The organism is Gilliamella sp. Nev5-1 (assembly GCF_001690895.1).
Taxonomy (GTDB): domain Bacteria; phylum Pseudomonadota; class Gammaproteobacteria; order Enterobacterales; family Orbaceae; genus Gilliamella; species Gilliamella apicola_C.
The window spans coordinates 1-8,410 of the sequence record NZ_LZHO01000054.1; the positions used below are offsets into that span (position 1 = coordinate 1).

General features: G+C 35.9%; 18 protein-coding genes and 1 pseudogene. 18 read left to right on the plus strand and 1 reads right to left on the minus strand.

Annotation, left to right across the window (positions count from 1 at the left end; genetic code table 11):
• From A9G41_RS07290 to A9G41_RS07355, 15 genes and pseudogenes are all read left to right on the plus strand, one after another.
• A pseudogene (locus A9G41_RS07290) lies at window positions 1–219 on the plus strand (helix-turn-helix domain-containing protein); the annotation flags it as partial.
• Entirely contained in the window at window positions 216–1,625 is a 1,410-nt protein-coding gene (locus A9G41_RS07295) for a replicative DNA helicase (protein ID WP_075539159.1), read from the plus strand. The pseudogene A9G41_RS07290 and the gene A9G41_RS07295, both read left to right, overlap by 4 nt.
• Window positions 1,609–1,809, plus strand: a complete 201-nt coding sequence (locus A9G41_RS07300) for a hypothetical protein (RefSeq protein WP_075539287.1) — start codon at window positions 1,609–1,611, stop codon at window positions 1,807–1,809. Before A9G41_RS07295 ends, A9G41_RS07300 begins: the two co-directional genes overlap by 17 nt.
• On the plus strand, window positions 1,794–1,982 hold the full coding sequence (locus A9G41_RS07305; RefSeq protein ID WP_075539288.1) for a DUF1187 family protein: 189 nt from the start codon (window positions 1,794–1,796) through the stop codon (window positions 1,980–1,982). Before A9G41_RS07300 ends, A9G41_RS07305 begins: the two co-directional genes overlap by 16 nt.
• A gap of 2 nt (window positions 1,983–1,984) precedes the next feature.
• Window positions 1,985–2,191 (plus strand): hypothetical protein, encoded by a 207-nt coding sequence (locus A9G41_RS07310; protein WP_065582609.1) that lies wholly within the window; start codon window positions 1,985–1,987, stop codon window positions 2,189–2,191.
• Window positions 2,184–2,426 (plus strand): DUF3310 domain-containing protein, encoded by a 243-nt coding sequence (locus tag A9G41_RS07315; RefSeq protein WP_065582610.1) that lies wholly within the window; start codon window positions 2,184–2,186, stop codon window positions 2,424–2,426. Before A9G41_RS07310 ends, A9G41_RS07315 begins: the two co-directional genes overlap by 8 nt.
• 19 nt (window positions 2,427–2,445) lie before the next feature.
• Window positions 2,446–2,895: a DUF1367 family protein gene (locus tag A9G41_RS07320; RefSeq protein WP_065582611.1), complete on the plus strand. Its 450-nt coding sequence runs from the start codon at window positions 2,446–2,448 to the stop codon at window positions 2,893–2,895.
• Window positions 2,896–2,916: 21 nt separating this feature from the next.
• The gene (locus A9G41_RS14295) at window positions 2,917–3,063 is read left to right on the plus strand and encodes a hypothetical protein (RefSeq protein ID WP_179854689.1); all 147 of its coding nucleotides are present in this window, start codon (window positions 2,917–2,919) and stop codon (window positions 3,061–3,063) included.
• On the plus strand, window positions 3,047–3,334 hold the full coding sequence (locus A9G41_RS07325; RefSeq protein ID WP_075539501.1) for a DUF1364 domain-containing protein: 288 nt from the start codon (window positions 3,047–3,049) through the stop codon (window positions 3,332–3,334). The genes A9G41_RS14295 and A9G41_RS07325 overlap by 17 nt, the downstream gene beginning before the upstream one ends.
• A complete protein-coding gene (locus tag A9G41_RS07330; RefSeq protein ID WP_082259633.1) occupies window positions 3,331–3,699 on the plus strand; it encodes a RusA family crossover junction endodeoxyribonuclease in 369 nt (122 codons plus the stop codon). The genes A9G41_RS07325 and A9G41_RS07330 overlap by 4 nt, the downstream gene beginning before the upstream one ends.
• A complete protein-coding gene (locus tag A9G41_RS07335) occupies window positions 3,686–4,039 on the plus strand; it encodes an antiterminator Q family protein (protein ID WP_065582613.1) in 354 nt (117 codons plus the stop codon). Before A9G41_RS07330 ends, A9G41_RS07335 begins: the two co-directional genes overlap by 14 nt.
• 262 nt (window positions 4,040–4,301) lie before the next feature.
• Window positions 4,302–5,039 carry a BRO-N domain-containing protein gene (locus A9G41_RS07340; protein WP_065582614.1) on the plus strand — a complete coding sequence of 246 codons (738 nt, stop codon included), beginning with the start codon at window positions 4,302–4,304 and terminating at the stop codon, window positions 5,037–5,039.
• A gap of 98 nt (window positions 5,040–5,137) precedes the next feature.
• A complete protein-coding gene (locus A9G41_RS07345) occupies window positions 5,138–5,437 on the plus strand; it encodes a type II toxin-antitoxin system RelE/ParE family toxin (RefSeq protein ID WP_065582615.1) in 300 nt (99 codons plus the stop codon).
• Window positions 5,430–5,732, plus strand: coding sequence for an addiction module antidote protein (locus A9G41_RS07350; protein WP_034945255.1), 303 nt, complete (start codon window positions 5,430–5,432; stop codon window positions 5,730–5,732). The genes A9G41_RS07345 and A9G41_RS07350 overlap by 8 nt, the downstream gene beginning before the upstream one ends.
• 158 nt (window positions 5,733–5,890) lie before the next feature.
• Window positions 5,891–6,739, plus strand: coding sequence for an endonuclease (locus tag A9G41_RS07355; RefSeq protein ID WP_082259634.1), 849 nt, complete (start codon window positions 5,891–5,893; stop codon window positions 6,737–6,739).
• On the opposite strand, the gene A9G41_RS07360 is transcribed toward A9G41_RS07355, so the two are convergent.
• Window positions 6,732–6,923, minus strand: coding sequence for a hypothetical protein (locus tag A9G41_RS07360; protein WP_075539503.1), 192 nt, complete (start codon window positions 6,921–6,923; stop codon window positions 6,732–6,734). The two genes, A9G41_RS07355 and A9G41_RS07360, sit on opposite strands and share 8 nt — an antisense overlap.
• A gap of 477 nt (window positions 6,924–7,400) precedes the next feature.
• Between A9G41_RS07360 and A9G41_RS07365 the strand changes: the two genes are divergently transcribed.
• The 3 genes from A9G41_RS07365 to A9G41_RS07375 all read left to right on the plus strand — a co-directional run.
• The gene (locus A9G41_RS07365; RefSeq protein WP_081302152.1) at window positions 7,401–7,706 is read left to right on the plus strand and encodes a phage holin, lambda family; all 306 of its coding nucleotides are present in this window, start codon (window positions 7,401–7,403) and stop codon (window positions 7,704–7,706) included.
• Entirely contained in the window at window positions 7,699–8,142 is a 444-nt protein-coding gene (locus A9G41_RS07370; protein ID WP_065582152.1) for a D-Ala-D-Ala carboxypeptidase family metallohydrolase, read from the plus strand. Before A9G41_RS07365 ends, A9G41_RS07370 begins: the two co-directional genes overlap by 8 nt.
• Window positions 8,139–8,410, plus strand: a 272-nt coding sequence (locus A9G41_RS07375; RefSeq protein WP_143425377.1) for a hypothetical protein, incomplete at its 3' end; no start/stop codon positions are given. The genes A9G41_RS07370 and A9G41_RS07375, both read left to right, overlap by 4 nt.

Below are 8,410 nucleotides of genomic sequence, written 5' to 3' on the forward strand. Positions count from 1 at the left end.
CAGATTCAAAAAATGACTACTGCACGAAAAAATCTAGTTAAAAAATTTTTTAAAGACAACAAAAAACTAAATATCAATGATTTGATTAACTATTTTTATGATTTTGTAGAAAGAGCACCAGCTTGGATGTTTGGTGAAAACCAGAGAAACTGGGAGGCTAAATTTGAATACATTGTTAAGGATGAAACTTATACAAAATTCAAGGAGGGTACGCTATGAACGTGATCCCACATGACTTAGTTGCTGAACAAGCTGTGCTTGGCTCAATGATGTTAGATTTTCAATCAGATCGCTGTCAAAAAGCAATCTATTCATTGAAGCCAGAATCATTCTACAGCAGACATCATCAAGTTATTTTTGCTGAAATGCTTGAATTAAATCGTAAAAACTACCCGATTGATCTGATTACCTTGTCAGACAGTATGGAAGCAAAAGGAACTTTGAAAGATTGCGGTGGTTTAGCTTATCTGGCTGAATTATCCAAAAATACGCCGTCGATGATCAACGTTACAGCTTATGCTGGAATTGTTCGAGACAAAGCAATTGAACGCTACACATTGCAAAAATTAAACGACTGTAGCGCTATGATTTTTGAGAAATCAAATTTATCTACTAGCGACAAAATATCAGCTATTCACGCGTTATTTACGCAAATTGATGACTATAACAAAACTGGTAAAACAACTGGACTTAAGTCGTTAAAAACAATTGCTGATAAATGGACAGAAACCCTTGGACAACGATTAGAAAACGCAGATAGTGCACGTGGTTTATCAACTGGAATCAAAGCATTAGATGAGAAATTAGCACCTAAAGGGTTGGTTAGAGGCTCGCTGTTTGTGGTTGGTGCTCGTCCAAAAATGGGTAAAACCACTTTTGAAATAAACATGGCTCGTCATTGCGCTATGAATGAGAAATTACCTGTACTGATGTTTTCGTTAGAAATGCAAGATGAGCAAATGCTTGAAAACATTTTAGCCCAAGAATCAGCGGTAAATAGCAATATTTTCTATGACGGTGGTTTAGGTTCGGATTCAGAGTTTGCGCGTGTTATGCATCATTTGAACGAGTTAACAAATAGCGACAATATCTACATCGACGATACACCAGCAATAACACTATCTCATGTTCGCTCAGAAGCACGACGGATGGCCAGAGAAAAGGGACAAATAGGTATGATCATGGTTGATTATCTAACTCTGATGGAGAAGGAAAAAACAGGTGATGATACTCGTAATGATCTGGCTTACGGTGCAATAACTAAAGGGCTTAAAGCATTGGCTAAGGAGCTTAATTGCGTTGTTGTTATGTTAACTCAATTAAACCGTAATCTTGAATCCAGAGCTGATAAACGACCGATTCCAAGTGATAGCCGTGACACAGGGCAAATTGAGCAAGATTGTGACTACTGGGTGGGTATTTATCGTGATGCTGTTTACAACGATAACGCAGATAAAAACTTGATGGAAATTAACGTTGCTTTAAATCGCCATGGCTCAGGTAATTTTACTGTTTTTGCAGGTATTAACAATGGGCGTATTTATAACGTAGATCAACTGGAATCGCAGGCTAGAGCAAATCCAGAGCCGGCAAAAAAAGAGCGTAAATATGCGCGAGCAGGTTAACCACTGCCCACTCGGTATTAATCACATGCTCGACAAAATAGCGTATGACTATGTTGCAGAATTGGGCAAACGCGGTGCGAATAAATCAAAAATAAAATTTGAACTAGCAGAACGAGTTAAAAAATATTCAGAAGAAGACAAAATTAAATTACGGGAGTTGATACAAAAATGGCTTACAAAATAACAGCAACAATCATAAAAGACGGACACCAACCGATAAATTGGACGCATTTTACTAATGAAGAATTAGCAGTCGAACAATGTATTAAAAAGCTATCAAACGGTAAAAAGAATTCTTTTGGGTGGAAAGTAAAAGAGCTAATTCGGCTTGATAACTTTGAGTGCGTGAGGGTTTAAGGATGACTAAATTAACACAGCAAAAGTTAGAAAAGGAAGTAGAAAGATTTAAAAAACATCTAATTACTCCAATTCCTGAGGGGATCGAAGATTATAAAAAAAATGAGTTTGTACAAAAAATTTTAAATCAAAATGTTGATTTTATTAGTTCTGCATTAATTGCATATCTAGCACGGGCTGAATTAGACGGGGGATCGGGTGATGAGTGACAACATAAAAAATCCAAAACACTATCAAATAATCGAAGGCATCGAATCTATCGACATTATCGCTCGAAGCATGACTGTAGAGCAGTTCAGGGGCTTTTGTCTCGGCAACATTTTGAAATATCGAATTAGAGCGGGCAAAAAAGATGCGTTAGAGCAAGACATTGCAAAGGCTAATGAGTACGAGAAGATTTTTGAAAATAAAAAGCGTTTGTGCGTTGACGCCGTTAACAGTTGAGTATTCGAAGTGATAAACAATGAAACATCTTTTTATTAAACAAGCAGGCGGCGTACTAGTGCCAGCATCAGATGCCGAAGCTGACAAAATGACACGGTACCAAACGGGCGAAGCTTGCGAGGTTGAAATAAAACTTTGGCGTAATCCGCATTTTCACCGCAAGGTTTTTGCATTTTTTGGGTTTTGTTTTCAACACTGGTCTGCTGATAAAGCAGGACTGGAGCACATGAGTGAATCAGCGCAGTTCGATAGATTTAGAAAGGATTTAACTATTTTAGCGGGTTATTACGAGCAAACAGTTAGATTAAACGGTGATATACGAACAGAAGCGCAAAGCCTCGCTTACGGAAATATGGAGCAAGACGAGTTTGAGAGAGTTTACAGCGCATTAATAAATGCGGCATTAAAGCATCTTTTTGGTAAAACCACAGACCAAAACATAATTAATCAGCTTTATGCGTTTTTTTAATCAATTATCAAAGGTAGCATGATGAACAAAAAACACAAAGAACAACTGAAACTATACGATGAAAAAGAACAAGAATTAGAGCGAGCAATCGCAATAGTTAGAGAACAACGCAGAGAATACATTAATCAGCATAATTTAAATAGAGTTAACAATGAGCAGACTAACTAAAGAAGCGCGCGGTAGAGAGTGCACGGTTCGATTGCCGTGCTGTAATCATAACCCAGAAACCACGGTACTAGCGCATTATCGATTAGCAGGAACGTGCGGTGTAGGTATAAAACCAAACGATTTACAAGGCGCTTGGGCTTGCTCAGCTTGTCATGACGAAATCGACCGAAGAACAAGAAGGTTTGAGAATGAATTCGTTAGATTGGCTCATGCTGAGGGGGTTATTAGAACTCAGGACACACTAATCAAAGAGGGGAAAGTTAAATTATGATTAATCTGACATTACCGTACCCTCCGACTGTTAATCATTATTGGGGTACAGCAGGAAAACGCAGATATATAAAACCACAGGGTATTAAATTTAGGAATGATGTTATTGGTATAGTTTTGCAAAATAAAGCTAATAAGAAGTTAGCTGAAAGAGTAATGATTGATATTAAAGCGTACATGCCAGACAGAAGAAAACGCGACCTAGACAACATCAATAAAGCCATTTTTGACGCATTAATACATAGCGGCGTCATTGTAGATGATGAGCAAATAGACGTATTACATAGCGAAAGAAAAGAAGTTTTTAAGGGCGGAAAGATAGAATTAACTATCAGCGCATTGGGAGGGATAAATGAGAGAAACTAAAGACATTTTAACAGCATGGAAAAACACCCGTATTTTAAAAAGAATGGGAACAGAATACCCATCAAAATCGGCAGGTATTGATGGTGCGCCAATGGATTTTGATTATCGTCAGTATTTAACAGAAGATGAAGCTGAAATTGTTGATAATGCGGTGTTAAGACTTAAATCCGATAATATTGAACACTGGGCTGTATTAACTTCTTTTTATCTTCGTGAAATTTCATGCAGTAAGCAAGCGAGAATATTGGGTAAAAGAACGGATGATATAACAAAAATTTTGTTTGCTGCTGAATGTTTCATTCGTGGTCATATTATTGAATTATTCCCAAAGGTGGCATAGTTGACAATGAACATAATTAAGATGTATATTGAAAAAACGTTAGCAAAATCTAACGTCGGGATTGGCGTCCTGAGCTAAATATCATCCGCACAAACTGCGTAAGCAGTTTTTCTATATCTAGTCTATGGTGGGCTAGGTGAGGGAGCTTAACCGCTCGCTGGATTCGGATGATTAACCAGTACGCCAACCTTGCTTAGTTCACCTCCAATATTGGCGTGTTGGTGGTGATTTATAAAATAACCAATCATCCGAGGTCAATATTATGACTAATCAAATTTCAGTTTTTCAATTTCAATCTTCTTATGAAGTTCGCATTCAATTAATTAATAACGAACCTTTCTTTTGCTTAAAAGATGTTTGTAGTGTTTTAGACATCAAAAACCATAAAGATTTATTAGCAAAACAGATTGATAATAAGGGGGTAGAAAAAATCTACCTCCCTACAAATGGCGGTAATCAATACGTTGTATTTATTAATGAGCCAAACTTATACCGAGTGATATTTAGAAGTAATAAGCCAGAAGCTAAACAATTTCAAGATTGGGTATTTAATGATGTACTTCCAACAATCCGTAACACCGGTGCATACTCAGTTGTTGATAAATCAAATTACATCACATCACAGCAATTGCAAGATTTAAAATATATCATTAATAATATTTCAAATGCCTTTTTCTACACTGAAGCATTCACGCAAGGAGTTTGGAAAATGGTACGTGACGCAACTGGTGCTGATAGTATTCAACATATAAGAAAAGATAGACTTTACTTAATAAGCGCAGAAATTGAAAAAATGTTAAAAGTAACTCAGATGTATTTAACGTTGAGGCGAGATACTGAAAGCGAAATTATTAAAAAGATTTTCAGGAACCACAACGATCAAGATATTATCATGTTCAATGTAAAACATGAACATGCCCAATTTTTGTTAAACATAGATAAGATGCATAAAATATACCTAAAAGATTTTAATAAAAAATTAATTGCAGATATCAAATAACACAATACAAAGGGCTTTACGCCCTTTTTAATAAAATAAATATTGATTATTGTATCCAAAAGTATACAATATTTAATAAATACAAGATTGGTGTATGTATGAATATAATTAACCAAACAGAAATTTTCGAAAACTGGTTAGAACGCTTGAAAGATTCTAAAGGAAAAACAGTAATAACAGCAAGAATTCGAAGAGCTGCTTTTGGTAATTTTGGTGATCATAAATTTTTAAGGGATGAAATTTACGAAATGCGAATTACTGTTGGTGCAGGCTATCGAGTATATTACGCAAAAGATGGAAATATTACTTATCTCTTATTATGTGGTGGTGATAAGTCAACACAAAAGAAAGATATAGACAAAGCGGTAAAACTTTGGAAGGAGATTAAAAATGGTTAAAGTGACGCAATTTGATGCGGCAAAATTCCTTAATACTGATGAAGAAAGAGCAATGTATCTTTCAGAATTTTTGCATGAGGATATTTCATCAGAAGAATTTATTGCAGCACTTAATGATGTAGCTCGTTCAATAGGTATGACAAAAATAGCAGAAGAAGCAGGTATCGGAAGAGAAAGTCTATATAAAACGTTATCAGCGAAAAAACCTAGATTTGACACTATGCTTAAAATTATTCATGCGTTAGGTATGGATCTACAAATCACAGCAACAAGAAAGGCTTGTAATATTCAATAAATACTTGACTGTACGGATATACGGATAGATAATATATATATGATGCGGTTTTGAACGCATAGAATTTAAGCCCACTGAAATAGTTGGGCTTTTTTACTATTATTTAGCATAGTTTTATATTAAACTGCGTACCTTCTAAGCGCAGGTAATATTAAATTATGAAAAAAATAGCTTTAATTTTAGTTTTATTTTTATTATTCCCGTCGATTTCAAATGCAAAAAATTGTAGAAAAGGCATACCTTGCGGTAATTCTTGTATATCAGCGTCTAAAACATGTCGAATTGGAACTTATTCAGAAGTACCAACATCAAAGCCGAAAAAGTCAAAATCGACACCAACATCCGAACAAGTTGCAATTAGTAAGCAAAATTTTGACAATGCAAAAACTCAGCTTACTAAGCTATACAAATCAAATCCCGCACAAACCGAATTTTACTGTGGATGTGAATTCAGTTTTAACAATAAAAAAGGTATTGTTGATTTCAGTAAATGCGGTTATAAACCAAGAAAAAATTTAAATAGAGCATCTCGCATAGAGTGGGAGCATGTTATGCCTGCTGAAAATTTCGGGCGTCATCTACAATGTTGGCGAGACGGTGGAAGAAAAGCGTGCAAAAAAGATGTTTCTTTCAATCAAATGGAGGGTGATATGCACAATCTTCAGCCAGCAATCGGTGAGGTTAACGGTGATCGTTCTAACTACCGATACTCGCAATTCACTAATCAATTTAATCAGTATGGACAATGTCAATCAGCGGTTGATTTTAAAGCTCGTAAATTCCAGCCACGTGAGGAAATTCGTGGAGTGATAGCTCGCACATACCTCTATATGTCCAATAAATACAATATTAACTTATCCGATTCTGAGCATAAATTGATGATGGCGTGGAATAAAACATACCCACCTGAAAACTGGGAATGTGAACGTAATCAACATATCGCAAAAATCCAGGGGAATGATAATAAGTTCATTACAGAACAGTGTAATGAAAAAAGCCTCAATTAAGAGGCTTTTTATTATCAAGGTAAAATTTCACAGCATCAACAATAAGTTGAGCTTGTGATACATCTAGGTTTTTACTTGCTTGTTCAATTAATGCGATATCATCAACGTGTAATTTGAAGCCTTTTACTTTAACTCCTCGTTTTTTGTCGCTTTTTGCTTGAATTTCTGTTATTGATTTTGCCATAAAATCACCTTGATTTATTAAGTGTCAATTGGTATATTTAAGGTCATCGGTAGGGCTTTCGCCCCACCTTTGATACTACTTAAAAAGCTGGGAAACTTACAAGTAGTAGAAGAAATATGATTAAAAATTTCATTTTTTCTTCTCCTTAAGCCCTCATCGAAAGCTGAGGGTTTGCTTTATCAACGTCGTGTTGATGGTTATAATTATAGGTTAACCTATAGTAAAAGTCAACACTATTTATCTAAAAATTTTAATTTTTTATAAATTTATCATCGAATAAAATTATTAAACGAAGCCGCTTAATTGCGGTTTTTTTATGCCAAAACAGTCCCCCTCATAACCTCTACACAATCTGGATAAATCTGGTTTGTGATACGTTTGGGGGCATCCACAGAATCGACAGCAAAGCTAGACACGCACACCACTCAATATAGCTAGTACGCTGTCACCTTATTAACTCATATGAAGAATAATAACATGTATAAATCATCAATCATGGAATGGTTGCAATCGAATGCGCCATTAATTTACGGTGTCATTCTATCCATCATTATAGCCTACGGTCGTTTAACATATGACGGGGTAGGCGGACGCCGTAAATGGGTTGAAGCGTTATTGTGTGGTGCGTTGTCATTAGCTGCTAGCAGTGGGCTAGACTATTTTGGCTTACCAGTTAGTATGAATCCGTTTATTGGTGGCGCAATTGGATTTTTAGGTGTTGATAAATTACGTCAAGTATCAAATTCAATGTTAAGAAAAAGGGTTGACAACAACGATGACTAAGCTAACTGAACATTTTACGCTAGAAGAGTTTACTCGCTCGACAACAGCTAGTAGATTAAAAATTGATAACTCTGTGCCTGCTGATTTAATGCCCAACGTGCAATTAACAGCTATTAAGCTGGAGTTGGTAAGAAAAGCTTTAGGTAAGCCAATTATTATCACGTCTGGATATCGCTGTCCTGCGCTAAATGCTAAAGTTGGCGGTGTAGCAACAAGCGCTCACACAAAGGGATTAGCGGTAGACTTTAAATCGTCATTCGGTACGCCTAAAGAGATTTGTCAACAGTTGGTTGATGCTGGGGTGCAGTTCGATAAATTAATTCAAGAGCATAATCAATGGGTGCACATTGGTTTTAGTCCGACACATAATCGCCAAATAGTGTTAACAGCAGCCAAGCAGGGCGGTAAAACGGTTTATTTGAGTGGTTTAAAATGAATAAAACATACACGGCAATAGCGATTATTTTTACATTTATGATTTATGTTATTGTTAATTTGTGTAAAGACAAAGAAGCAATTCAAAAAACAAACGATGAACTGCTCGGAAAAATCGAACAGTTAAATCAGAACATCGCTAAAAACAATCAAATCATAGCAGATAATGAGCAAAGCAAACGCGAGCTAGAAAACCAATCGCTAGAACGTCAGGAGCGAATCAATGAGCAACTTAAAAATAATGACTGTGCTAATGAGCGTGTTCCTAG

What these genes read in the sequence shown, in the direction of transcription:
- A9G41_RS07295 (WP_075539159.1), top strand. Translation starts at nt 216, where the DNA reads ATGAACGTGATCCCACATGACTTAGTTGCTGAACAAGCTGTGCTTGGC.
- A9G41_RS07300 (WP_075539287.1), top strand. Translation starts at nt 1,609, where the DNA reads ATGCGCGAGCAGGTTAACCACTGCCCACTCGGTATTAATCACATGCTC.
- A9G41_RS07305 (WP_075539288.1), top strand. Translation starts at nt 1,794, where the DNA reads ATGGCTTACAAAATAACAGCAACAATCATAAAAGACGGACACCAACCG.
- A9G41_RS07310 (WP_065582609.1), top strand. Translation starts at nt 1,985, where the DNA reads ATGACTAAATTAACACAGCAAAAGTTAGAAAAGGAAGTAGAAAGATTT.
- A9G41_RS07315 (WP_065582610.1), top strand. Translation starts at nt 2,184, where the DNA reads ATGAGTGACAACATAAAAAATCCAAAACACTATCAAATAATCGAAGGC.
- A9G41_RS07320 (WP_065582611.1), top strand. Translation starts at nt 2,446, where the DNA reads ATGAAACATCTTTTTATTAAACAAGCAGGCGGCGTACTAGTGCCAGCA.
- A9G41_RS14295 (WP_179854689.1), top strand. Translation starts at nt 2,917, where the DNA reads ATGAACAAAAAACACAAAGAACAACTGAAACTATACGATGAAAAAGAA.
- A9G41_RS07325 (WP_075539501.1), top strand. Translation starts at nt 3,047, where the DNA reads ATGAGCAGACTAACTAAAGAAGCGCGCGGTAGAGAGTGCACGGTTCGA.
- A9G41_RS07330 (WP_082259633.1), top strand. Translation starts at nt 3,331, where the DNA reads ATGATTAATCTGACATTACCGTACCCTCCGACTGTTAATCATTATTGG.
- A9G41_RS07335 (WP_065582613.1), top strand. Translation starts at nt 3,686, where the DNA reads ATGAGAGAAACTAAAGACATTTTAACAGCATGGAAAAACACCCGTATT.
- A9G41_RS07340 (WP_065582614.1), top strand. Translation starts at nt 4,302, where the DNA reads ATGACTAATCAAATTTCAGTTTTTCAATTTCAATCTTCTTATGAAGTT.
- A9G41_RS07345 (WP_065582615.1), top strand. Translation starts at nt 5,138, where the DNA reads ATGAATATAATTAACCAAACAGAAATTTTCGAAAACTGGTTAGAACGC.
- A9G41_RS07350 (WP_034945255.1), top strand. Translation starts at nt 5,430, where the DNA reads ATGGTTAAAGTGACGCAATTTGATGCGGCAAAATTCCTTAATACTGAT.
- A9G41_RS07355 (WP_082259634.1), top strand. Translation starts at nt 5,891, where the DNA reads ATGAAAAAAATAGCTTTAATTTTAGTTTTATTTTTATTATTCCCGTCG.
- A9G41_RS07360 (WP_075539503.1), bottom strand. Translation starts at nt 6,923, where the DNA reads ATGGCAAAATCAATAACAGAAATTCAAGCAAAAAGCGACAAAAAACGA.
- A9G41_RS07365 (WP_081302152.1), top strand. Translation starts at nt 7,401, where the DNA reads ATGTATAAATCATCAATCATGGAATGGTTGCAATCGAATGCGCCATTA.
- A9G41_RS07370 (WP_065582152.1), top strand. Translation starts at nt 7,699, where the DNA reads ATGACTAAGCTAACTGAACATTTTACGCTAGAAGAGTTTACTCGCTCG.